Here is a 20920-nt window from a genome sequence, read left to right as displayed (position 1 = left end):
TGTTGCAAAACTCTTAATAATTTGTTAACTTTCCTAATGATAGTTTAAAGTTTTTTTGAGAAGGGTTAAAATTTAACATTATAACATATGCTGACCATAGTGTTAAATAATTGTATTTCTTTAATGCTTTCGCCTCCGTTTGCGAGATTAATCCTCAATAAACCGCCAGATGTTTGTATTGTTGCCCCAATTCCAATTCCTGTTAAATTGTTAATTTTTTTGGGATTTGAATTTCTTGTTAAGTCTTGATATATTGCGTAATCGATAATTGAGTTTATATATAAATTATCTGAAACAATGTATCGGTATTCTGTAAGAAGCATGGATGTGAAATTTGCTTGAAGACTATTTTCTGAAAAACCTCTTATCGAATTTATTCCGCCAAATCTAAATAATTCGTTAGTAATGTAATTTTTGCTTTTCAAATAGAAAAATTGTGGATTTATATAGATATAGTTTCTTTTATCTATTTTGAAATTGTAAGAAAGATTTGAATTTGTATAGAATTGGGGGCTTGAATCTACTGTTTCCGGATCACCGTTTGTGTTTCGTTTTCCATATCCCATTATAAAATTTATAGAAGCTTTCCTCGGAAAAAGATTGTTTTCGGGATCTCTTTTTTTATATTCAAAAGTTGAAGTGATGTATGAGTTTTTATAATCACTAATGGTTGCGTTATTTGTGTTTTGAATATCGCTTGATTCTGTGGATTGATAGCCAAAGTATATTTTTGTATTGTAGTTTATAAGATAGCCTAGATCTATGGAGGTTTTAGTGTTTTGAAAAGTACTGTCTTGTTTGAAGATGTTTAATTGTGCTTTTAGTCCCAATGATGATTGAAAAATATATGGGATTTCTATTTTTGTATTGAAGGTTTTTTGTTGATTTCCATCGCTTTTCCAATATAGCGAAAATTGTTCTCCGGCATGAAGAGTGTTTAATAGTGCTATGTCTAGGTATCCATTGAGTGTTAGCTTTTTGTTTTCGTCATTCGAAAAACCGATGTAACCATCAAAAGTATTTGCCTTTCTTTTTTCGATATAAGTGTAGATTTTGGTAGAATCACTTGTGAATAATATTTGAGGATATTTAGTCTGAGTGACAAATTCGTAGCTGTTAATATCGTTGTAAAGTTCTTTTACTGTTTCTTGGTTAAAAGTTCTATTAAGGTATTTTTTATTGAGTTGCTTTAGGTGTCCTTTTGGGAAATAGCTTTTTTTATTGTTGTTTTCCTGGTTAAGAATAATTGAATTTACTGTGCGTTTTTTTTCGGATTTAAAAGTTAAATCGGCGTAAATTATTGAATTCTTTGTTTGGATGTTTTCAAGTTTTGCTTTGCTTAGGGCAAAACCTCTTTTTTCTGCGTCAATTATTTTTTGATTCAGAAAGTTTTCTACCTCTTCATATGGTATGATTAAAGTGTCTTTGTTTGTTTCTGAAACATCAAAAAAAGATTTATTTCTACCTATATATATATGTATGTATTTTGTTCTTCTGTTTAGCTCAATTATTGTTGTATAAGTGCTGTCGTTTGTTTTATTGGTTTCTAAGATTTTATTGTCAATGTATCCCTTTTTTGATAATTTTTCTGAAGTGTTTTTTATTTCGTCAAATAAGGATTTTATATTATTGTGATTTGTTGTATAGCTTAGAGAGTCAATTGTTTGGGATTGAGTTTGGTTTGATCCGTTTATTTTTAAATGGAAGTTTTGTGCATAGCAGGAAATGCTTATGCAAAAAAAGAGTAGGTGTAAAAAGGGTTTCGAAAGCAATTTTTTCATTTATTAAAAGTATTGCAAATATCTATTGTTTGTTTCTAAATTCATAAGCTTAAATAATGTTATTGAAAATTAATGAATTAACGTTTGTATAGTGAAAAATATTTTATACATTTGCAACCCCGTAAAAAGCGGGAATTTAATATACATAATAAATTTTTAGTATTAATTATGCCAACAATTCAACAATTAGTAAGAACAGGAAGAACTCAGATCACTAAGAAGAGTAAATCGGTTGCTTTAGATTCTTGTCCTCAAAGAAGAGGGGTTTGTACGCGTGTTTACACTACTACACCAAAAAAACCAAACTCTGCAATGCGTAAAGTTGCGCGTGTACGTTTGACAAATGGTAATGAAGTGAATGCTTACATCCCTGGAGAAGGACACAATCTACAAGAGCACTCGATAGTATTAGTGCGAGGTGGAAGGGTAAAAGATTTACCAGGTGTTAGATATCATATCGTTCGTGGAGCGCTTGACACGTCAGGAGTTGCAGGAAGAACGCAAAGAAGATCTAAGTACGGTGCTAAACGCCCAAAAGAAGCAAAAAAGTAATTTAAAACGTTAAAGTTGGAGGTTAGGAGTTAAGGGTTTGAAATTTGGTGTAAGCTAAAGTGGATGACACATAACATTTAACGGATGACCTATAACTTTTTATTAAAAAAAAGACATGAGAAAAAGAGCGGCAAAGAAAAGACCACTTTTACCAGATCCAAGGTTTAACGACCAACTGGTAACACGTTTTGTGAACAACTTAATGTGGGACGGTAAGAAATCTACAGCTTTCAAAGTATTTTATGATGCTATTGACATCATTGAGTCTAAAAAGCAAGATTCAGAAAAATCTTCATTAGAAATTTGGAAAGATGCTTTAACAAACGTTATGCCTCACGTAGAAGTACGTAGCCGTAGAGTTGGTGGAGCTACATTTCAAATTCCAATGCAAATTAGACCAGACAGAAAAATTTCTATGGCAATGAAGTGGTTAATACTTTATTCTAGAAGAAGAAATGAAAAATCTATGGCACAACGTTTAGCGTCAGAATGTTTAGCTGCTGCTAAAGAAGAAGGTGCTGCGGTTAAGAAAAGAATGGATACTCACAAGATGGCAGAAGCTAATAAAGCTTTCTCTCACTTTAGATTTTAATTCGTAAGAAATGGCTAGAGATTTAAAATATACAAGAAATATCGGAATTGCTGCTCACATTGATGCTGGTAAAACAACAACAACTGAGCGTATCCTTTTTTATACTGGAAAGTCACACAAAATTGGTGAAGTACACGATGGTGCTGCAACAATGGACTGGATGGCTCAAGAGCAAGAAAGAGGTATTACAATTACTTCAGCTGCAACAACTTGTGAGTGGAATTTTCCAACTGAACAAGGTAAACTTTTGCCTGAATCATTGCCTTACCACTTCAATATCATTGATACTCCTGGACACGTTGACTTTACTGTAGAGGTAAACCGTTCTTTACGTGTACTTGATGGTTTGGTTTTCTTGTTTAGTGCTGTTGATGGTGTTGAGCCTCAATCAGAAACTAACTGGAGACTTGCAGATCAGTACAGAGTTCCTCGTATGGGATTCGTAAATAAAATGGACCGTCAAGGATCTAACTTTTTGGCAGTTTGTCAACAAGTTCGTGATATGTTAAAATCAAATGCTGTTGCAATCACTTTGCCAATTGGTGAAGAAAATGATTTCAAAGGTGTTGTAGATTTAGTAAAAAACCAAGCTATCATTTGGCATGATGCAACTCAAGGGGCGACTTTTGATATTGTTGAAATTCCTGCTGATATGGTTGCAGAGGTTAAAGAATACAGATCTATTCTTATTGAAGCAGTTGCTGATTACGATGAAAACTTATTAGAGAAATTCATGGAAGATGAAAGCTCTATTACAGAAGAGGAAATCAACAACGCTTTAAGAGCTGCTACTATGGATATGGCTATCATCCCGATGATTGCTGGTTCTTCTTTCAAAAATAAAGGAGTTCAATTCATGTTAGATGCAGTTTGTAAGTATTTACCTTCTCCAATGGATAAGGAAGGTATTGAAGGAATTCATCCTGATGATGCTGAATTATTAGAAGAAGATCAAACTAAAATCTTACGTAAACCAGACGTAAAAGAGCCGTTCGCTGCTTTGGCATTTAAAATTGCTACTGACCCATTCGTAGGTCGTTTAGCTTTCTTCCGTGCTTACTCTGGTCGTTTAGATGCTGGTTCTTATGTTTTGAACACACGTTCAGGAAATAAAGAAAGAATTTCTCGTATCTACCAAATGCACGCTAACAAACAAAATCCAATTGAATTTATTGAAGCTGGAGATATTGGAGCTGCTGTTGGATTTAAAGATATTAAAACTGGAGATACATTGTGTGATGAAAAACACCCAATTATTCTTGAGTCTATGAAATTCCCTGCGCCGGTAATCGGTATTGCAATTGAGCCTAAAACTAAAGCTGACGTTGATAAAATGGGTATGGCTTTGGCTAAATTAGCTGAAGAAGATCCAACATTTACTGTTAGAACAGATGAGGCTTCAGGGCAAACTATTATCTCAGGTATGGGTGAGCTTCACTTAGATATCTTGGTAGATCGTATGAAACGTGAATTTAAAGTTGAAGTCAACCAAGGTGAGCCTCAAGTTGAATATAAAGAAGCGTTTACAAGAACTGCTACACACAGAGAGACTTATAAGAAACAATCAGGAGGTCGTGGTAAATTCGGTGATATCGTATTTACACTTGAGCCAGCTGACGAAGTTGATGGTAAAGTTCCTGTAGGATTACAGTTTATTAATGCAGTAAAAGGTGGTAACGTTCCTAAGGAATATATTCCATCTGTAGAAAAAGGTTTCCGTGAAGCTATGAAAACTGGTCCTTTGGCTGGTTATCAAGTGGATAGTTTGAAAGTAACTTTGACAGACGGATCTTTCCACCCTGTCGATTCTGATGCTCTTTCTTTTGAATTAGCTGCAAGAATGGGTTATAGAGAAGTAGCAAAAGCTGCTGGAGCAATTATTCTTGAGCCAATCATGAAAATGGAAGTTATTACTCCTGAAGAAAACATGGGAGATATCGTAGGTGATATCAACCGTCGTAGAGGTCAGGTTAATGACATGGGTGACAGAAACGGTGCTAAAACTATTAAAGCTGATGTGCCTTTGTCAGAGATGTTTGGATATGTAACAACATTAAGAACATTATCTTCTGGTAGAGCTACTTCAACAATGGAGTTTTCTCACTATGCAGAAACACCTTCTAATATTTCAGAAGCTGTAATTAAAAAAGCAAAAGGTAACGCTTAATTCTTAAGAAAATGAGTCAAAAAATCAGAATAAAACTAAAATCTTACGATCACATGTTGGTAGACAAGTCTGCTGAAAAGATCGTAAAAACAGTAAAAACTACTGGAGCAGTTGTAACAGGTCCAATTCCGTTGCCAACTCACAAAAAACTTTTCACTGTATTACGTTCTCCGCACGTTAACAAAAAAGCGAGAGAGCAATTTGAAGTAATGTCATACAAGAGATTGATTGATATTTATTCATCTTCATCTAAAACTATTGATGCTTTAATGAAACTTGAATTGCCAAGTGGGGTTGAAGTAGAGATCAAAGTATAATTTTATTATATTTTTATAAAAAAAAGCGAGACAGAAATGTTTCGCTTTTTTTGTTGCTTTAATTTTTGTTGTGTTTAGTTTTTTTAATTAAATGAAAACAATAATTTAATGTTGGTTTATTAGAAAAGCCTTATTTAGAGCTGTGTGGCGATGATTTTGGTTTTTGTTAACGGAATTTTTTTGTAGTACTAATCTGTAATGAATTTTGATTTTAATTATTTTTATCGAAATATAAAAGAGGTCGAGGTGGTTTCTTTTGAGCTTGGATTTTGATAATGAGCGATTTAATTTTTGTAACTGTTTGGTATATTCAATTTTAATATCTACTTTTGCACTCCCTGTTTGGAAATTTCTGTTATTTTCAAATTGAAGGGAATTTTAGTAATTAATAATTAATATTTATGTCTGGGTTAATTGGTAAAAAAATCGGCATGACTAGTATTTTCGACGAAAATGGGAAAAACATTCCTTGTACAGTAATCGAAGCTGGGCCGTGTGTTGTTACCCAAGTCAGAACCAAAGGTGTTGACGGGTACGAAGCGTTGCAACTTGGTTTCGATGACAAAAACGAGAAACATTCCACTAAAGCGGCTTTAGGTCACTTTAAAAAAGCTGGAACTGTTGCTAAGAAAAAAGTCGTTGAATTTCAAGATTTTGCAACTGAACAAAAATTAGGAGATCTTATTGATGTTTCTATTTTTGCTGAAGGAGAATTTGTAGATGTACAAGGTGTATCTAAAGGTAAAGGTTTTCAAGGGGTTGTTAAACGTCACGGATTTGGTGGTGTTGGACAAGCAACTCACGGTCAACACAACCGTTTAAGAGCGCCGGGTTCTGTGGGAGCTTCTTCATATCCATCTAGAGTATTCAAAGGAATGCGTATGGCTGGAAGAATGGGAGGAGACAATGTAAAAGTTCAAAACCTTAGAGTTTTAAAAGTAGTTGCTGAAAAGAATCTACTTGTTATTAAAGGATGTGTTCCTGGACATAAAAACTCTTATGTAATCATTCAGAAGTAATGGAAGTAAAAGTATTAGATTTCAACGGAAAAGATACTGGAAGAAAAGTTCAACTTTCTGATTCAGTATTCGCAATTGAACCAAACAATCACGCTGTATACCTTGATGTAAAGCAATATCTTGCTAATCAAAGACAAGGGACTCACAAAGCTAAAGAAAGAGCTGAAGTGACAGGAAGTACACGTAAGATTAAAAAACAAAAAGGAACAGGTACTGCTCGTGCGGGAAGTATTAAAAATCCATTGTTTAAAGGTGGTGGAACAGTTTTTGGACCAAGACCAAGAAGTTATTCATTCAAATTGAATAAAAGCTTGAAAAGATTGGCGAGAAAATCAGCTTTCTCAATCAAAGCAAAAGAGTCAAATATTATCGTTCTTGAGGACTTTAATTTTGAAACTCCAAACACTAAAAATTTCATTAACGTTTTGAAAGCTTTAGGGTTAGATAATAAAAAATCTCTATTTGTGTTGGGCGAGTCAAATAAAAATGTATATTTGTCGTCACGCAATTTAAAGGCTTCAAATGTCGTAACTAGCTCAGAATTAAGCACTTACGCTATTTTAAACACTAATAATTTAGTGCTTTTAGAAGGCTCTTTGGAGTTAATTGAAGAAAATTTAAGTAAATAGTAGGAATATGAGCATCATAATTAGACCTATAGTAACAGAAAAAGTAACCAAAGAAAGTGAAGTTTTAAACCGCTTCGGATTCGTTGTTGACAAAAAAGCAAACAAAGTTCAAATTAAGAAAGCTATTGAAGCTGCTTATGGAGTAACTATCGTTTCAGTTAACACGATGAACGTAAGACCGGATAGAACTACAAAATACACTAAAAGTGGTTTGATCAGTGGAAAGACAAATGCAATTAAGAAAGCGATTGTTCAAGTACAAGAAGGAGAAACAATTGATTTTTACAACAATATCTAAGATAGAAAAATGTCAGTAAGAAAATTAAAACCTATTACCCCAGGTCAGCGATTTAGAGTTGTGAATGGTTATGACGCCATTACAACTGATAAGCCGGAACGCTCTTTGATAGCGCCGATAAAAAACTCTGGAGGTAGAAATAGTCAAGGAAAGATGACCATGCGTTATACGGGTGGTGGTCACAAGCAGAGATATCGTATTATTGATTTCAAAAGAACTAAAGACGGAATTCCGGCTACTGTGAAATCAATCGAATACGATCCAAATCGTACTGCATTTATCGCTTTATTAGCTTATGCTGATGGAGAGAAAACTTATGTAATTGCTCAAAACGGATTGAAAGTTGGTCAGAAATTAGTTTCTGGTCCAGAATCTCAACCTGAAATTGGTAATACATTGCCTTTAAGCAGAATTCCTTTGGGAACTGTAATCTCTTGTATTGAGTTACGTCCAGGTCAAGGTGCGGTAATCGCTCGTTCGGCTGGTACATTTGCTCAATTAATGGCAAGAGATGGAAAATACGCTACAATTAAAATGCCATCTGGTGAAACAAGATTGATCTTGTTAACTTGTTCGGCTACAATTGGAGCTGTTTCTAATTCAGACCACCAATTAGTTGTATCAGGAAAAGCTGGTAGAACAAGATGGTTAGGAAGAAGACCTAGAACAAGACCTGTTGCAATGAACCCTGTTGATCACCCAATGGGTGGTGGAGAAGGACGTTCTTCTGGTGGACATCCACGTTCAAGAAATGGAATACCAGCAAAAGGTTATAGAACTCGTTCTAAGAAAAACCCGAGTAACAAGTATATCGTAGAACGTAGAAAGAAATAATAAGATATGGCACGTTCATTAAAAAAAGGACCTTTCGTTCATTATAAGTTAGACAAGAAAGTTCAGGAAAACGTAGAAAGTGGTAAAAATAGTGTAGTAAAGACTTGGTCTAGAGCTTCTATGATTACTCCAGATTTCGTTGGACAAACTATCGCAGTTCATAACGGTCGTCAATTTGTACCAGTTTACGTAACAGAAAACATGGTAGGTCACAAATTAGGAGAATTTTCACCAACTAGATCTTTTAGAGGTCATGCTGGAGCAAAAAATAAAGGTAAAAAATAAGAAGCAATGGGAGTTCGTAAAAGAGAAACAGCAGATGCGAGAAAAGAGGCTAATAAGTCTATTGCTTTCGCAAAATTGAATAACTGCCCTACTTCACCTAGAAAAATGCGCTTAGTAGCGGACTTGGTAAGAGGTCAGAAGGTAGAAAGAGCACTTAACATCTTAAGATTCAGTTCTAAAGAAGCTTCAAGAAAATTAGAAAAACTATTATTATCTGCAATCAACAACTGGGAGCAAAAAAATAGTGAAGGTAATTTAGAAGAAGCTGGATTATTTGTTAAAGAGATCAGAGTAGATGGTGGAATGATGTTGAAAAGACTTCGTCCAGCTCCACAAGGTCGTGCACACAGAATAAGAAAACGTTCTAACCACGTAACAATCGTGCTTGGAGCTATCAATAACACACAAAGCAATTCTTAAGCAGCATGGGACAAAAGACAAATCCAATTGGAAATAGACTTGGTATCATCAGAGGGTGGGACTCAAACTGGTATGGTGGAAATGATTACGGTGATAAACTTGCCGAAGATCACAAAATCAGAAAGTATATCCACGCTCGTTTATCAAAAGCTAGTGTATCTAAAGTAATCATTGAGAGAACTTTGAAGCTTGTAACCGTTACTATCACTACTGCTAGACCTGGTATCATTATCGGAAAAGGTGGACAAGAGGTAGACAAGTTAAAAGAGGAACTTAAGAAAGTTACTGACAAAGAGGTTCAAATCAACATCTTTGAAATCAAAAGACCTGAGTTAGATGCTTATCTTGTGGCGACAAGCATCGCTCGTCAAATCGAAAGTCGTATTTCTTACAGACGTGCAATCAAAATGGCTATTGCTGCTTCTATGCGTATGAACGCTGAAGGTATCAAAGTTTTGATTTCTGGTCGTTTGAATGGTGCTGAGATGGCGCGTTCAGAAGGTTTCAAAGAAGGTAGAATTCCTCTATCAACTTTCAGAGCTGACATTGATTATGCTTTGGCTGAAGCTCACACTACTTACGGTAGAATGGGTATCAAAGTATGGATCATGAAAGGTGAAGTTTATGGAAAGAGAGATCTTTCTCCACTTGCAGGAATGGATAAAAAACAATCTGGAACTGGTGGTGGTAAAGGTGGCGATTCTCCAAGAGGAGATAGAAAGCCTTTTAATAAAGGTGGAAAACCAGACGCTCGTAAAAGAAAGTAAATTTTTAAACTAAAGAAAAATGTTACAGCCTAAAAGAACAAAATACCGTAAGGTACAAAAGGGTAAAATGAAAGGTAACTCTCAAAGAGGGCATGAACTTTCTAATGGAATGTTTGGTATTAAATCTGTACATGAAGATGGAATGTTCTTAACTTCTCGTCAAATCGAAGCTGCGCGTATTGCTGCAACTCGTTTCATGAAGAGAGAAGGACAATTATGGATCAAAATATTTCCAGACAAACCAATTACTAAGAAGCCTCTTGAGGTACGTATGGGTAAAGGTAAAGGTGCCGTTGAATATTGGGCTGCCGTTGTTAAACCCGGAAGAATTATGTTTGAAGTTGGAGGAGTTCCTTTATCAGTTGCAAAAGAGGCGTTACGTCTTGCAGCTCAAAAGCTTCCAGTAAAAACTAAATTCGTCGTTGCTAGAGATTTCGAAGCATAATTAAATTTATATTATGAAACAATCAGAAATAAAAGATCTTTCTGCAGCGGAGTTGCAAGAAAAACTTAGTCAAACTAAGAAAATATATGCTGACCTAAAAATGGCTCACGCTATTTCTCCAATTGAGAACCCACTTCAAATTAGAAGTGTAAGAAGAACAGTTGCAAGATTGGCTACAGAGTTAACTAAAAGAGAGTTACAATAATTGTATTCTGCTGAAAGATGGAAGAAAAAAGAAATTTAAGAAAAGAAAGAATAGGTGTTGTTACTTCAAATAAAATGGATAAGTCTATTGTTATTGCTGAAGTAAGAAAAGTAAAGCACCCATTATACGGTAAGTTCGTGTTGAAAACAAAGAAATACGTTGCACACGACGAAACAAACGACTGTAACATTGGAGATACTGTAAGAATTAGCGAAACGCGTCCTTTAAGTAAAACAAAATGTTGGAGATTAGTTGAAATCTTAGAAAGAGCTAAATAATTATGGTACAACAGGAATCAAGACTAAAAGTAGCAGATAACACGGGAGCAAAAGAAGTTTTAACTATCCGTGTTTTAGGAGGTACCAAAAGAAGGTATGCCTCTGTTGGTGACAAGATTGTAGTATCTATTAAAGATGCAACTCCTAACGGTAACGTTAAAAAAGGAGCTGTTTCAACTGCAGTTGTTGTACGTACCAAAAAAGAAGTGAGAAGAGCTGATGGTTCTTATATCCGTTTCGATGATAATGCATGTGTTCTTTTGAACGCTGCAGGGGAAATGAGAGGAACTCGTGTTTTTGGTCCGGTAGCAAGAGAACTTCGTGAAAAACAATTCATGAAAATTGTATCATTAGCACCAGAAGTGCTTTAATTCGTTTTAAGATGATAAAGCTAAAAATAAAATCAGGAGATATCGTAAGAGTTATTGCTGGAGACCATAAAGGTGCTGAAGGTAAAGTTTTACGTGTTTACCGTGAGAAAAATAAAGCGATAGTTGAAGGTGTAAACATGGTTTCAAAACATACAAAACCAAGTGCTAAAAACCCTCAAGGTGGTATCGTTAAGAAAGAAGCTTCTATACAAATATCTAACATTTCACTAATTGATCCTAAAACTAAGGAAACAACTAGAGTTGGTATTAGAGTAGAAGGAGATAAGAAAGTAAGATTTTCAAAAAAATCTAATCAAGTACTATAGTAATGGCATATACACCTAGACTAAAAGAAGAATATAAGAGTAGAGTAATCTCTGCTCTTAAAGAGGAATTCGGATATACAAACGTAATGCAAGTTCCAAAACTTGAAAAAATCGTTTTGAGCCGTGGAGTTGGTGCAGCTGTATCTGATAAAAAACTTATTGACTATGCAGTTGATGAGTTAACAAAGATCACTGGACAAAAAGCAGTATCTACAATTTCAAAGAAAGACGTTGCGTCTTTCAAATTGAGAAAAGGGATGCCTATTGGAGCAAAAGTTACTTTACGTGGTGAAAGAATGTATGAGTTTTTAGATAGACTTGTTACTTCTGCTTTACCACGCGTTAGAGATTTTAGTGGTATTAAAGCTACTGGTTTTGACGGAAGAGGTAATTACAACCTTGGAGTTTTAGAGCAAATCATTTTCCCAGAAATTGATATTGACAAAGTAAACAAAATTTCAGGAATGGATATTACATTTGTTACTACTGCAAAAACAGACAAGGAAGCAAAGTCATTATTGGCTGAATTAGGATTACCTTTTAAAAAGAATTAAGACATGGCTAAAGAATCAATGAAAGCCCGCGAGGTTAAGAGAGAAAAAACGGTAGCAAAGTATGCTGAGAAAAGAAAAGCTTTGAAAGAAGCTGGAGATTTTGAAGGTTTACAAAAATTACCTAAAAATGCTTCACCAGTTCGTTTACACAATCGTTGTAAATTAACAGGTAGACCAAGAGGGTATATCCGTCAATTCGGTATTTCACGTGTAACTTTCCGTGAGATGGCTAATAATGGATTAATTCCTGGAGTTAAAAAGGCATCTTGGTAATCTCGTAATAAGTTATTACTTTTGCAAACCAAAAAATAATTTTAATTGATTAAAGGTTCGGGAGGCGAGTGCCTCCCGAAAACCATAATCGCAATCAAATACATATGTATACAGATCCTATTGCAGATTATTTGACTAGAGTTCGTAACGCTGTGGCTGCAAACCACAAAGTTGTTGAAATTCCAGCTTCTAATCTAAAAAAAGAAATAACTAAGATCTTATTTGATCAAGGTTATATCTTGAGTTACAAATTTGAGGACAACTCTGTTCAGGGTTCAATCAAAATTGCTTTGAAGTACGATAAAGATACTAAAGAGCCTGTAATTAAAGATATCCAAAGAATTAGTAAACCTGGTTTACGTAAATACGCAGGTGCTGCCAAATTACCAAGAATCCTTAACGGATTAGGAATTGCAATTGTTTCAACTTCAAAAGGTCTTATGACTGGAAAACAAGCGAAACAATTAAATGTAGGTGGTGAAGTAATTTGTTACGTATACTAATTTTAAAGACTAAATAAGATGTCAAGAATAGGTAAAAGCCCAATTGTAATCGCTGCTGGAGTAACTGTTGAAGTTAAAGATGGTATCGTTACGGTAAAAGGAAAAAAAGGTCAACTAACTCAGGAGTTTTCGGACATTACTGTAAAAGTTGAAGGCGATCAAATTTTATTAGAGAGATCGTCTGATCATAAAGACCAAAGAGCAAAACACGGATTATACAGATCATTAATCAATAACATGATAATTGGTGTATCTGAAGGTTTTACAAAAGAACTTGAATTAGTTGGAGTTGGTTATAGAGCTTCAAACCAAGGTCAAAAGTTAGATTTAGCTCTTGGATATTCTCACAATATTGTTTTAGAAATTGCTCCAGAAGTAGCTTTAGAAACAATATCTGAAAAAGGTAAAAACCCTATCGTAAAATTAACATCATTTGATAAACAACTTTTAGGTCAAGTTGCTGCGAAAATCAGAGGTTTCCGTAAGCCTGAGCCGTACAAAGGAAAAGGTGTTAAATTTGTGGGTGAAGTATTAAGAAGAAAAGCAGGTAAATCAGCTTAAAAAATAAGATTATGTCATTAACAAAATCTGATAGAAGACAGAGAATTAGATTCAGAATTAGAAAATCGATTAGTGGTACTGCTACTAACCCAAGACTATCTGTATTTAGAAGTAACAAAGAAATTTACGCTCAACTTATTGATGATGTAAATGGAGTTACTTTATTAGCTGCATCTTCAAGAGAAAAAGAAATAGGAAAAGGTACTAACGTTGAAATCGCTGCTGCTGTTGGAAAACTTGTTGCAGAGAAAGCGTTAAAAGCTGGGATTGATACCATCACTTTTGATAGAGGTGGATATTTGTATCACGGTCGTATTAAATCATTAGCAGAAGGCGCAAGAGCGGCTGGACTTAAATTCTAATATATTATGTCTAAATACAAAAATGTAGAATTGGTAAAACCAAGTGGTCTTGAACTTAAAGATCGTCTGGTAAGTGTTAATCGTGTTACTAAGGTTACAAAAGGAGGTAGAGCTTTCGGTTTTTCTGCTATTGTAGTTGTAGGTGATGAAAATGGAGTAGTTGGTCACGGATTAGGAAAATCTAAAGACGTTTCTGAAGCAATTGCGAAAGCAGTAGAAGATGCTAAGAAAAATTTAGTAAAAATTCCTTTGAATGGACAATCTGTTCCTCACGAACAAAAAGGTAAATTTGGTGGTGCGCGTGTATTCTTAATTCCTGCTTCTCATGGTACAGGAGTTATTGCTGGTGGAGCTGTTCGTTCAGTTCTTGAATCAGTAGGTATTCACGATGTATTGTCTAAATCTCAAGGATCATCAAATCCTCATAACGTGGTAAAAGCAACTTTTGATGCTTTATTGCAAATGAGAAGCGCTCATACTGTTGCAAAACAAAGAGGTGTTTCTTTAGAAAAAGTTTTTAAAGGTTAATTCAAGGAAATTATGGCTAAATTATTAGTAAAACAAGTAAGAAGCAAAATCAACTGCCCTCTTTCTCAAAAAAGAGGTTTGGAAGCTTTAGGTCTACGTAAAATGGGACAAGTTGTAGAGCATGATTCAAATCCTGCAATCCTTGGGATGATAAACAAAGTTAAACACTTAGTTTCTGTCGAAGAAGCTAAATAACAAATACTGTTATGAATTTAAGTAACTTACAACCAGCTGAAGGGTCAACACACAATCAAAATAAAAGATTAGGTAGAGGAGAAGGTTCTGGAAAAGGTGGTACTTCTGCAAGAGGTCACAAAGGAGCAAAATCTCGTTCTGGTTATTCTAAAAAGATTGGTTTTGAAGGAGGGCAAATGCCACTTCAAAGACGTGTGCCTAAGTTTGGTTTCACAAACATCAATCGTAAAGAATACGAAGGTGTTAATTTAGATACGCTTCAATTATTAGTAGACAATGGTGTGATTACTGATTCTGTTTCTATGACAGATTTCGTAGCAAATCGTCTAGCTACCAAAAATGAAATCGTTAAGATTTTAGGTAGAGGAGAATTGAAAGCAAAATTAAAAGTAACTGCCCACAAATTTACTGCTACTGCAAAAGCTGCTATTGAAGCTGCTGGAGGAGAAGCTGTAACTATATAACTTATCTACTAAGATGAAGAAATTTATTGAATCAATAAGTAATGTTTGGAAAATCGAAGAACTGAAAAACAGAATCCTAATTACATTAGGATTGCTTTTAGTATATCGTTTTGGTGCACACGTAACGCTACCTGGAATTGACGCAACTCAATTAACAGGTTTAGCGGGACAAACTAAAAATGGTTTAGGATCTATCCTAGACATGTTTACAGGAGGTGCTTTCTCTAAAGCTTCAGTTTTTGCTTTAGGTATTATGCCTTATATTTCTGCATCTATTGTTGTTCAGTTAATGGGAATTGCGATTCCTTATTTACAAAAACTTCAAAACGATGGAGAGAGTGGTAGAAAAAAGATTAATCAAATCACTCGTTGGTTGACTATAGCTATTACACTGGTTCAAGGTCCAACTTATATCTATAATTTGTATAGAACATTGCCTGGAAGTGCATTCTTGTTAGGTTTTAATTCTCCTGAATTTTTGTTCTCTTCAGTTATTATCTTAGTTACAGGTACAATTTTTGCTATGTGGCTTGGAGAAAAAATTACAGATAAAGGTATTGGAAATGGAATTTCATTATTGATTATGGTTGGTATTTTGGCAAGATTACCTCAAGCATTCATGCAAGAGTTCTCTTCTAGAGTTACCAATAACAATGGTGGTCCAATGTTATTAGTTATTGAAATTATTGTGTGGTTATTGGTAATCATTTCTTGTGTATTGCTTACAATGGCAGTACGTAAAATTCCGGTTCAATACGCTCGTCGTACAACAACTGGAGATTACGAGCAAGATTTAGCTGGCGGTAACAGACAATGGATTCCTTTAAAGCTTAATGCTTCTGGAGTTATGCCGATCATTTTTGCTCAGGCAATTATGTTTATACCTGCAGCTGTAGCTGGATTGTCTAAATCAGATACATCACAATCTATCGTTGGTGCATTTAGTAATATGTTTGGTTTTTGGTATAATTTTGTATTTGCAACATTAATTATTGTATTTACATTTTTCTATACTGCAATCACTGTACCTACTAACAAAATGGCCGATGATTTGAAAAGAAGCGGTGGTTTTATTCCTGGAGTTCGTCCAGGTGCTGAAACTTCAGACTTCTTGGATAAAGTGATGTCTTTAATAACTTTCCCAGGATCTTTATTCCTTGCTTTGATTGCTGTGTTCCCAGCTATTGTTGTAAGTATTATGGATGTACAACAATCTTGGGCAATGTTTTTTGGAGGTACCTCATTAATAATTATGGTTGGAGTTGCAATAGATACTATTCAACAAATCAATTCATACTTGTTAAACAAACATTATGATGGTTTAATGAAGACTGGTAAAAATAGAAAAGCGGTAGCTTAATATATTTATGGCAAAACAATCAGCAATAGAACAAGACGGATCAATCATTGAAGCATTGTCAAATGCGATGTTCCGTGTAGAGTTAGAAAATGGACATATCGTAATTGCTCATATTTCTGGTAAAATGCGTATGCATTACATCAAGTTATTACCTGGTGATAAAGTGAAACTAGAAATGAGTCCTTATGATTTGTCAAAAGCAAGAATTACTTATCGATATTAAAGGATATTCACTATGAAAGTTAGAGCATCAGTAAAAAAGAGAAGTCCCGAGTGCATCATTGTGCGTAGAAAAGGGAGATTGTACGTAATAAACAAAAAGAATCCTAGATTTAAACAAAGACAAGGATAATTATGGCAAGAATAGCAGGGGTAGATATCCCAAAAAATAAAAGAGGTGTTATAGCACTTACCTATATCTTTGGATTAGGAAGAAGTAGAGCTATTGAGATTTTAGAAAAAGCTCAAGTTAGCCAAGATAAAAAAGTTCAAGATTGGAATGATGATGAGATCGGAGCAATTCGTGATGCTGTATCATTTTACAAAATTGAAGGAGAATTACGTTCTGAAGTTTCTTTGAACATCAAACGTTTGATGGATATTGGTTGTTACAGAGGTATTCGTCATAGATCTGGTCTTCCGTTAAGAGGACAAAGAACTAAAAACAACTCTAGAACAAGAAAAGGTAAAAGAAAAACTGTTGCTAACAAGAAAAAAGCAACTAAATAATAAGTAATATGGCTAAAGCAACTGCAAAAAAACGTAAAGTTATCGTTGAATCAACGGGAGAAGCTCATATTTCTGCTACCTTCAATAACATCATCATTTCTTTGACAAACAAAAAAGGTGAAGTTATTTCTTGGTCTTCAGCTGGTAAAATGGGTTTTAGAGGTTCTAAAAAGAATACTCCATACGCAGCCCAAATGGCAGCAGAAGATTGTAGTAAAGTAGCTCTTGAGGCTGGACTTAAAAAAGTGAAAGTTTATGTAAAAGGACCAGGAAACGGACGTGAGTCTGCTATTCGTTCTATTCATAATGGTGGAATTGAAGTTACAGAGATTATCGATGTTACTCCAATGCCTCACAACGGATGTCGTCCTCCAAAAAGACGTAGAGTTTAATTTTATTTATTCATAGTATAAACAAGGTAGAATATAGATTATCGAAGGATTTGACCTGAATTCATAATCTCTACCTTAAATTTAATTTTTTAGAAATGGCAAGATATACTGGTCCAAAAACTAGAATTGCTCGTAAATTTGGCGAGGCAATCTTCGGAGATGATAAATCTTTCGAAAAAAGAAATTACCCACCTGGACAACACGGGATGGCTAAAAAAAGAGGAAAAAAATCTGAGTACGCTGTTCAGTTAATGGAAAAGCAAAAAGCTAAATATTCTTACGGAATTTTAGAAAAACAATTCAGAAATTTATTCAAAAAAGCATCAGCTACTAAAGGTGTTACTGGTGAAGTTCTTTTACAATTATGCGAAGCAAGATTAGATAACGTTGTTTTTAGAATGGGTATTGCTCCTTCTAGAAGAGGTGCTAGACAATTAGTTTCTCACAGACACGTTACTGTAAATGGTGAGGTTGTAAATATCGCTTCTTACCACCTTAAACCTGGTGATAAAGTTGCAGTTCGTGAAAAATCTAAATCTTTAGAAGCTATCGAACGTTCTTTATCAAATTCAAGTCATGTTTATGAATGGATTACTTGGAATAATGATCTTAAAGAAGGAACTTTTGTTTCTGTACCTGCAAGACTTCAGATTCCAGAAAACATTAAAGAACAATTAATCGTAGAGTTGTACAACAAATAATAATTGACTTAGTCGAAATTTATGGCAATATTTAATTTTCAAAAGCCCGATAAAGTTATCATGATCGATTCAACCGATTTTGAAGGTAAATTCGAATTTAGACCTTTAGAACCTGGTTATGGATTGACAGTTGGTAATGCACTTAGAAGAGTTTTGCTTTCAGCATTAGAAGGTTATGCAATTACATCTGTTCGTATCGAAGGTGTAGATCATGAGTTTTCTACTATTTCAGGTGTTGTTGAAGATGTTACCGAAATTATCCTTAATCTAAAACAAGTTCGTTTCAAACGTCAAATTGAAGATATCGATAATGAAGCAGTTACAATTTCTGTTTCTGGTAAAGATCAACTAACAGCAGGTGATTTTCAAAAATTTATTTCAGGTTTCCAAGTTTTGAATCCAGACCTTGTTATCTGTAATTTAGATTCTAAAATCAAATTGAACTTCGATTTAACAATCGAAAAAGGTAGAGGATATGTTCCTGCTGAGGAGAACAAAAAACAGAACGCTGCAATTGGTACTATTTTTACAGATTCAATTTTTACTCCGGTAAAAAATGTAAAATATGCGATTGAAAACTTCCGTGTTGAGCAAAAAACAGATTACGAAAAATTAGTTTTTGAAATTAAAACTGATGGTTCTATTAATCCAAAAGATGCTCTTACTGAAGCTGCTAAAGTTTTAATTCACCACTTCATGTTATTTTCTGACGAAAGAATTACACTCGAGGCTGACGAAATTGCACAAACAGAATCGTATGATGAAGAGTCATTGCATATGAGACAATTGCTTAAAACTAAGCTTGTTGATATGGATTTATCTGTGAGAGCATTAAATTGCTTGAAAGCGGCTGAAGTTGATACACTTGGTGATTTAGTATCGTTCAATAAAAATGACCTAATGAAATTCCGTAATTTTGGTAAAAAATCTTTAACTGAGCTAGATGAACTTGTAGCGGTTAAAAATTTAACTTTCGGAATGGACTTAGCTAAATACAAATTAGATAAAGAATAATTCAATCCCGCTTGCGGGATTAAATTTAAAATAGCAATGAGACACGGAAAAAAATTCAATCACTTAAGCAGACAGACTGGACATAGAAAAGCTATGTTAGCTAATATGGCTTGTTCTCTTATTGAGCACAAACGTATTAACACTACTGTTGCTAAGGCTAAAGCGCTTAAACAATTCGTTGAGCCTTTAATCACAAAATCAAAAGAAGATACTACTCACAATCGTCGTATCGTTTTTGCTTACTTACGTAGTAAATATGCGGTAACTGATTTATTCAGAGACGTAGCTGCTAAAGTTGGAGACCGTCCAGGTGGATACACTCGTATCATTAAAGTTGGAAATCGTTTGGGAGATAATGCTGATATGGCAATGATCGAACTTGTAGATTTCAATGAACTTTACAATGGTGGTAAAAAAGAAGTTAAAAAAGCAAAAAGCCGTCGTGGTGGTAAAGCAAAAAAAGCTGAGGAAACTACTGAAGCTCCAGCTGCTGAGTCAGAAACGACTACTGAAGCTTCTGAATAATTATGAAAGTAATGATTCTATAAAAATCAAGGATAAACTAATTTTTAGTTTATCCTTTTTTTTTGAAATTTTTTAAAAGTGTGTAGATTTTAACTTATTTTATTCTCTTGGTTTTATTTTTAAGAATGAAATTTTTAAAAAATCTTGGAAGCACTCTTTTAAAAAAGTAAATTTGCAAAATATCTAATTACAAGTAAAATACTCCTTAGTGAATATTTTAGTAGACAATTCAAAAAAAAACAATACAATTAAAGAATGAAATACACTACACGACAAAGCGCCATTTTACTATTAAGCGACGGAACCATTTTTCATGGAAAATCTATCGGTATAAGTGGTAAGACATTTGGAGAGGTTTGTTTTAACACTGGAATGACTGGATACCAAGAGATTTTTACAGATCCATCTTACTTTGGGCAAATAATGGTAGCTACTAATGCTCACATTGGAAACTATGGTGTTAATGATTTGGAAATAGAATCTGATAGCATTAAAATTGCAGGTTTAGTTTGTAAAAACTTTAGTTTTAATTATTCAAGAGAAGATGCTTCCGGAAGTTTAGAAGATTATTTTACAAAGCAAAACTTAATTTGTATTTCAGATGTTGATACAAGAGCTTTGGTAAGTTACATTCGTGACAATGGAGCAATGAATGCTGTTATTTGTACAGACGGAACTTCGATTGAAGATTTAAAAAAGGAATTGGCTAATGTGCCAAATATGGAAGGTTTGGAGTTGGCATCGAAAGTCTCAACTACTGAGCCTTATTTTTTTGGTGATGAAAACGCTACATATAAGGTTTCTGCTTTAGATCTTGGAATCAAAAAGAACATTTTGAGAAATCTAGCGAAAAGAGATTGTTATATTAAAGTGTTTCCTTATAATTCAACTTATAAAGATTTAGCAGAGTTTAATCCTGATGGATATTTCTTGTCTAACGGACCTGGAGATCCAGATCCTCTTTTTGGAGCTATTGAAGTTGCAAAAGAAATTTTAGCAAATGATAAGCCGTTATTCGGTATTTGTTTGGGACACCAAGTAATTGCTCTTGCAAATGGAGTTCAAACTTATAAAATGTTTAATGGACACAGAGGGATAAATCATCCGGTTAAAAATATATTAACTGGTAAAGGTGAAATTACTTCTCAAAATCATGGATTCGCTGTTAACAAAGAACAACTAGATAATCATCCAGAATTAGAAATAACACATTTACATTTAAATGATGGAACTGTTGCGGGAATGCGTATGAAAAATAAGAATTGTTTTTCAGTACAATACCATCCGGAAGCTAGTCCTGGACCACATGATTCTTCTTATTTGTTTGATGAGTTTGTAGAGAATATAAAACTTGCTACTGCTAAAACGATGTAGTTAATAAATAAAGGTGTTTAATAGTGATAATACGTTTTTACTATCAAATAATTTTATAATTTCGAAAAAAAAATATAATTTATTAATAAAAAACAAAAA

At 34.2% G+C, this 20920-nt stretch carries 34 protein-coding genes; 33 read left to right on the top strand and 1 reads right to left on the bottom strand.

From position 1 onward, the window contains the following. Positions 1-65: 65 nt before the first annotated feature. Complete coding sequence (locus CLU81_RS09310) at positions 66-1781, bottom strand: hypothetical protein (protein ID WP_099709536.1); 1716 nt, start codon at positions 1779-1781, stop codon at positions 66-68. A gap of 168 nt (positions 1782-1949) precedes the next feature. Between CLU81_RS09310 and rpsL the strand changes: the two genes are divergently transcribed. The 33 genes from rpsL to carA all read left to right on the top strand — a co-directional run bounded on the left by rpsL (position 1950) and on the right by carA (position 20821). Further along, positions 1950-2333 carry a 30S ribosomal protein S12 gene (rpsL, locus tag CLU81_RS09305; RefSeq protein WP_007136570.1) on the top strand — a complete coding sequence of 128 codons (384 nt, stop codon included), beginning with the start codon at positions 1950-1952 and terminating at the stop codon, positions 2331-2333. A gap of 115 nt (positions 2334-2448) precedes the next feature. After that, the gene (gene rpsG / locus CLU81_RS09300) at positions 2449-2925 is read left to right on the top strand and encodes a 30S ribosomal protein S7 (protein ID WP_007803600.1); all 477 of its coding nucleotides are present in this window, start codon (positions 2449-2451) and stop codon (positions 2923-2925) included. Between the two features lie 10 nt (positions 2926-2935). Beyond that, the gene (gene fusA / locus CLU81_RS09295; RefSeq protein ID WP_055093057.1) at positions 2936-5092 is read left to right on the top strand and encodes an elongation factor G; all 2157 of its coding nucleotides are present in this window, start codon (positions 2936-2938) and stop codon (positions 5090-5092) included. Between the two features lie 11 nt (positions 5093-5103). After that, the gene (gene rpsJ / locus CLU81_RS09290; protein WP_007803605.1) at positions 5104-5409 is read left to right on the top strand and encodes a 30S ribosomal protein S10; all 306 of its coding nucleotides are present in this window, start codon (positions 5104-5106) and stop codon (positions 5407-5409) included. Positions 5410-5810: 401 nt separating this feature from the next. Continuing rightward, the gene (rplC, locus tag CLU81_RS09285) at positions 5811-6428 is read left to right on the top strand and encodes a 50S ribosomal protein L3 (protein ID WP_007803612.1); all 618 of its coding nucleotides are present in this window, start codon (positions 5811-5813) and stop codon (positions 6426-6428) included. Then, positions 6428-7057, top strand: coding sequence for a 50S ribosomal protein L4 (gene rplD / locus CLU81_RS09280; protein ID WP_089351922.1), 630 nt, complete (start codon positions 6428-6430; stop codon positions 7055-7057). Before rplC ends, rplD begins: the two co-directional genes overlap by 1 nt. Before the next feature lie 7 nt (positions 7058-7064). Continuing rightward, positions 7065-7355 (top strand): 50S ribosomal protein L23, encoded by a 291-nt coding sequence (gene rplW / locus CLU81_RS09275; RefSeq protein WP_007803621.1) that lies wholly within the window; start codon positions 7065-7067, stop codon positions 7353-7355. Between the two features lie 9 nt (positions 7356-7364). Continuing rightward, complete coding sequence (gene rplB, locus CLU81_RS09270) at positions 7365-8189, top strand: 50S ribosomal protein L2 (protein WP_007803623.1); 825 nt, start codon at positions 7365-7367, stop codon at positions 8187-8189. 6 nt (positions 8190-8195) lie between these two features. Then, a complete protein-coding gene (rpsS, locus tag CLU81_RS09265; RefSeq protein WP_012022488.1) occupies positions 8196-8474 on the top strand; it encodes a 30S ribosomal protein S19 in 279 nt (92 codons plus the stop codon). A 6-nt stretch (positions 8475-8480) separates the two neighbouring features. Continuing rightward, a complete protein-coding gene (gene rplV, locus CLU81_RS09260) occupies positions 8481-8894 on the top strand; it encodes a 50S ribosomal protein L22 (RefSeq protein WP_007803631.1) in 414 nt (137 codons plus the stop codon). A 5-nt stretch (positions 8895-8899) separates the two neighbouring features. Continuing rightward, positions 8900-9661: a 30S ribosomal protein S3 gene (gene rpsC / locus CLU81_RS09255; protein ID WP_007803635.1), complete on the top strand. Its 762-nt coding sequence runs from the start codon at positions 8900-8902 to the stop codon at positions 9659-9661. 19 nt (positions 9662-9680) lie between these two features. After that, a complete protein-coding gene (gene rplP / locus CLU81_RS09250) occupies positions 9681-10106 on the top strand; it encodes a 50S ribosomal protein L16 (RefSeq protein ID WP_007803637.1) in 426 nt (141 codons plus the stop codon). A 13-nt stretch (positions 10107-10119) separates the two neighbouring features. Continuing rightward, positions 10120-10311, top strand: coding sequence for a 50S ribosomal protein L29 (rpmC, locus tag CLU81_RS09245; RefSeq protein WP_007803639.1), 192 nt, complete (start codon positions 10120-10122; stop codon positions 10309-10311). Between the two features lie 17 nt (positions 10312-10328). Then, on the top strand, positions 10329-10589 hold the full coding sequence (gene rpsQ, locus CLU81_RS09240) for a 30S ribosomal protein S17 (protein WP_007803646.1): 261 nt from the start codon (positions 10329-10331) through the stop codon (positions 10587-10589). 2 nt (positions 10590-10591) lie between these two features. Beyond that, positions 10592-10960, top strand: a complete 369-nt coding sequence (gene rplN, locus CLU81_RS09235) for a 50S ribosomal protein L14 (RefSeq protein WP_007803649.1) — start codon at positions 10592-10594, stop codon at positions 10958-10960. Positions 10961-10971: 11 nt separating this feature from the next. Further along, positions 10972-11286: a 50S ribosomal protein L24 gene (gene rplX, locus CLU81_RS09230; RefSeq protein ID WP_007803650.1), complete on the top strand. Its 315-nt coding sequence runs from the start codon at positions 10972-10974 to the stop codon at positions 11284-11286. 2 nt (positions 11287-11288) lie between these two features. After that, positions 11289-11840, top strand: coding sequence for a 50S ribosomal protein L5 (gene rplE / locus CLU81_RS09225; protein ID WP_007803652.1), 552 nt, complete (start codon positions 11289-11291; stop codon positions 11838-11840). A 3-nt stretch (positions 11841-11843) separates the two neighbouring features. Continuing rightward, a complete protein-coding gene (gene rpsN / locus CLU81_RS09220; protein ID WP_007803655.1) occupies positions 11844-12113 on the top strand; it encodes a 30S ribosomal protein S14 in 270 nt (89 codons plus the stop codon). Positions 12114-12217: 104 nt separating this feature from the next. After that, positions 12218-12616: a 30S ribosomal protein S8 gene (gene rpsH, locus CLU81_RS09215; RefSeq protein ID WP_017495014.1), complete on the top strand. Its 399-nt coding sequence runs from the start codon at positions 12218-12220 to the stop codon at positions 12614-12616. A gap of 18 nt (positions 12617-12634) precedes the next feature. Beyond that, positions 12635-13177 carry a 50S ribosomal protein L6 gene (gene rplF / locus CLU81_RS09210; RefSeq protein WP_089478372.1) on the top strand — a complete coding sequence of 181 codons (543 nt, stop codon included), beginning with the start codon at positions 12635-12637 and terminating at the stop codon, positions 13175-13177. A gap of 11 nt (positions 13178-13188) precedes the next feature. Further along, positions 13189-13539 carry a 50S ribosomal protein L18 gene (gene rplR / locus CLU81_RS09205; RefSeq protein WP_042565878.1) on the top strand — a complete coding sequence of 117 codons (351 nt, stop codon included), beginning with the start codon at positions 13189-13191 and terminating at the stop codon, positions 13537-13539. A gap of 3 nt (positions 13540-13542) precedes the next feature. Beyond that, positions 13543-14067 (top strand): 30S ribosomal protein S5, encoded by a 525-nt coding sequence (gene rpsE / locus CLU81_RS09200; RefSeq protein WP_085950926.1) that lies wholly within the window; start codon positions 13543-13545, stop codon positions 14065-14067. A 12-nt stretch (positions 14068-14079) separates the two neighbouring features. Then, positions 14080-14262, top strand: coding sequence for a 50S ribosomal protein L30 (rpmD, locus tag CLU81_RS09195; RefSeq protein ID WP_017495010.1), 183 nt, complete (start codon positions 14080-14082; stop codon positions 14260-14262). A gap of 11 nt (positions 14263-14273) precedes the next feature. Then, complete coding sequence (gene rplO / locus CLU81_RS09190; RefSeq protein WP_017495009.1) at positions 14274-14726, top strand: 50S ribosomal protein L15; 453 nt, start codon at positions 14274-14276, stop codon at positions 14724-14726. A gap of 13 nt (positions 14727-14739) precedes the next feature. Further along, positions 14740-16086, top strand: coding sequence for a preprotein translocase subunit SecY (gene secY, locus CLU81_RS09185; protein ID WP_089351921.1), 1347 nt, complete (start codon positions 14740-14742; stop codon positions 16084-16086). A 7-nt stretch (positions 16087-16093) separates the two neighbouring features. Further along, on the top strand, positions 16094-16309 hold the full coding sequence (gene infA, locus CLU81_RS09180) for a translation initiation factor IF-1 (RefSeq protein WP_007136545.1): 216 nt from the start codon (positions 16094-16096) through the stop codon (positions 16307-16309). 12 nt (positions 16310-16321) lie between these two features. Then, on the top strand, positions 16322-16438 hold the full coding sequence (gene ykgO / locus CLU81_RS09175) for a type B 50S ribosomal protein L36 (RefSeq protein WP_072945378.1): 117 nt from the start codon (positions 16322-16324) through the stop codon (positions 16436-16438). A 2-nt stretch (positions 16439-16440) separates the two neighbouring features. Then, positions 16441-16815 (top strand): 30S ribosomal protein S13, encoded by a 375-nt coding sequence (gene rpsM / locus CLU81_RS09170; protein WP_007803675.1) that lies wholly within the window; start codon positions 16441-16443, stop codon positions 16813-16815. 8 nt (positions 16816-16823) lie between these two features. Continuing rightward, positions 16824-17207 carry a 30S ribosomal protein S11 gene (rpsK, locus tag CLU81_RS09165; RefSeq protein WP_007803677.1) on the top strand — a complete coding sequence of 128 codons (384 nt, stop codon included), beginning with the start codon at positions 16824-16826 and terminating at the stop codon, positions 17205-17207. Positions 17208-17302: 95 nt separating this feature from the next. Next, positions 17303-17908 carry a 30S ribosomal protein S4 gene (gene rpsD, locus CLU81_RS09160; protein WP_026982953.1) on the top strand — a complete coding sequence of 202 codons (606 nt, stop codon included), beginning with the start codon at positions 17303-17305 and terminating at the stop codon, positions 17906-17908. Positions 17909-17929: 21 nt separating this feature from the next. After that, a complete protein-coding gene (locus CLU81_RS09155; protein ID WP_026109818.1) occupies positions 17930-18922 on the top strand; it encodes a DNA-directed RNA polymerase subunit alpha in 993 nt (330 codons plus the stop codon). Between the two features lie 36 nt (positions 18923-18958). Then, complete coding sequence (rplQ, locus tag CLU81_RS09150; RefSeq protein WP_007803683.1) at positions 18959-19447, top strand: 50S ribosomal protein L17; 489 nt, start codon at positions 18959-18961, stop codon at positions 19445-19447. A 255-nt stretch (positions 19448-19702) separates the two neighbouring features. Beyond that, complete coding sequence (gene carA / locus CLU81_RS09145) at positions 19703-20821, top strand: glutamine-hydrolyzing carbamoyl-phosphate synthase small subunit (protein ID WP_099709535.1); 1119 nt, start codon at positions 19703-19705, stop codon at positions 20819-20821. Positions 20822-20920 lie beyond the last annotated feature (99 nt).

Origin of the sequence: Flavobacterium sp. 9 (genome assembly GCF_002754195.1) — a bacterium.
In the GTDB taxonomy this organism is placed as follows: Bacteria; Bacteroidota; Bacteroidia; order Flavobacteriales; family Flavobacteriaceae; genus Flavobacterium.
This window is presented reverse-complemented; position numbering and strand designations above follow the sequence as displayed.

Coding starts and splice junctions, on each gene's coding strand:
- rpmD (WP_017495010.1), top strand. CDS start 14,080: ATGGCTAAATTATTAGTAAAACAAGTAAGAAGCAAAATCAACTGCCCT.
- rpsN (WP_007803655.1), top strand. CDS start 11,844: ATGGCTAAAGAATCAATGAAAGCCCGCGAGGTTAAGAGAGAAAAAACG.
- carA (WP_099709535.1), top strand. CDS start 19,703: ATGAAATACACTACACGACAAAGCGCCATTTTACTATTAAGCGACGGA.
- rplD (WP_089351922.1), top strand. CDS start 6,428: ATGGAAGTAAAAGTATTAGATTTCAACGGAAAAGATACTGGAAGAAAA.
- ykgO (WP_072945378.1), top strand. CDS start 16,322: ATGAAAGTTAGAGCATCAGTAAAAAAGAGAAGTCCCGAGTGCATCATT.
- secY (WP_089351921.1), top strand. CDS start 14,740: ATGAAGAAATTTATTGAATCAATAAGTAATGTTTGGAAAATCGAAGAA.
- rplW (WP_007803621.1), top strand. CDS start 7,065: ATGAGCATCATAATTAGACCTATAGTAACAGAAAAAGTAACCAAAGAA.
- rpsC (WP_007803635.1), top strand. CDS start 8,900: ATGGGACAAAAGACAAATCCAATTGGAAATAGACTTGGTATCATCAGA.
- rpsM (WP_007803675.1), top strand. CDS start 16,441: ATGGCAAGAATAGCAGGGGTAGATATCCCAAAAAATAAAAGAGGTGTT.
- rpsD (WP_026982953.1), top strand. CDS start 17,303: ATGGCAAGATATACTGGTCCAAAAACTAGAATTGCTCGTAAATTTGGC.
- rplO (WP_017495009.1), top strand. CDS start 14,274: ATGAATTTAAGTAACTTACAACCAGCTGAAGGGTCAACACACAATCAA.
- rpsK (WP_007803677.1), top strand. CDS start 16,824: ATGGCTAAAGCAACTGCAAAAAAACGTAAAGTTATCGTTGAATCAACG.
- rpsH (WP_017495014.1), top strand. CDS start 12,218: ATGTATACAGATCCTATTGCAGATTATTTGACTAGAGTTCGTAACGCT.
- rpsJ (WP_007803605.1), top strand. CDS start 5,104: ATGAGTCAAAAAATCAGAATAAAACTAAAATCTTACGATCACATGTTG.
- CLU81_RS09310 (WP_099709536.1), bottom strand. CDS start 1,781: ATGAAAAAATTGCTTTCGAAACCCTTTTTACACCTACTCTTTTTTTGC.
- rplX (WP_007803650.1), top strand. CDS start 10,972: ATGATAAAGCTAAAAATAAAATCAGGAGATATCGTAAGAGTTATTGCT.
- rplR (WP_042565878.1), top strand. CDS start 13,189: ATGTCATTAACAAAATCTGATAGAAGACAGAGAATTAGATTCAGAATT.
- rplN (WP_007803649.1), top strand. CDS start 10,592: ATGGTACAACAGGAATCAAGACTAAAAGTAGCAGATAACACGGGAGCA.
- rpsG (WP_007803600.1), top strand. CDS start 2,449: ATGAGAAAAAGAGCGGCAAAGAAAAGACCACTTTTACCAGATCCAAGG.
- fusA (WP_055093057.1), top strand. CDS start 2,936: ATGGCTAGAGATTTAAAATATACAAGAAATATCGGAATTGCTGCTCAC.
- rpsQ (WP_007803646.1), top strand. CDS start 10,329: ATGGAAGAAAAAAGAAATTTAAGAAAAGAAAGAATAGGTGTTGTTACT.
- rpmC (WP_007803639.1), top strand. CDS start 10,120: ATGAAACAATCAGAAATAAAAGATCTTTCTGCAGCGGAGTTGCAAGAA.
- rpsL (WP_007136570.1), top strand. CDS start 1,950: ATGCCAACAATTCAACAATTAGTAAGAACAGGAAGAACTCAGATCACT.
- rplC (WP_007803612.1), top strand. CDS start 5,811: ATGTCTGGGTTAATTGGTAAAAAAATCGGCATGACTAGTATTTTCGAC.
- rplQ (WP_007803683.1), top strand. CDS start 18,959: ATGAGACACGGAAAAAAATTCAATCACTTAAGCAGACAGACTGGACAT.
- rplB (WP_007803623.1), top strand. CDS start 7,365: ATGTCAGTAAGAAAATTAAAACCTATTACCCCAGGTCAGCGATTTAGA.
- rplP (WP_007803637.1), top strand. CDS start 9,681: ATGTTACAGCCTAAAAGAACAAAATACCGTAAGGTACAAAAGGGTAAA.
- rpsS (WP_012022488.1), top strand. CDS start 8,196: ATGGCACGTTCATTAAAAAAAGGACCTTTCGTTCATTATAAGTTAGAC.
- infA (WP_007136545.1), top strand. CDS start 16,094: ATGGCAAAACAATCAGCAATAGAACAAGACGGATCAATCATTGAAGCA.
- rplV (WP_007803631.1), top strand. CDS start 8,481: ATGGGAGTTCGTAAAAGAGAAACAGCAGATGCGAGAAAAGAGGCTAAT.
- rplE (WP_007803652.1), top strand. CDS start 11,289: ATGGCATATACACCTAGACTAAAAGAAGAATATAAGAGTAGAGTAATC.
- rplF (WP_089478372.1), top strand. CDS start 12,635: ATGTCAAGAATAGGTAAAAGCCCAATTGTAATCGCTGCTGGAGTAACT.
- CLU81_RS09155 (WP_026109818.1), top strand. CDS start 17,930: ATGGCAATATTTAATTTTCAAAAGCCCGATAAAGTTATCATGATCGAT.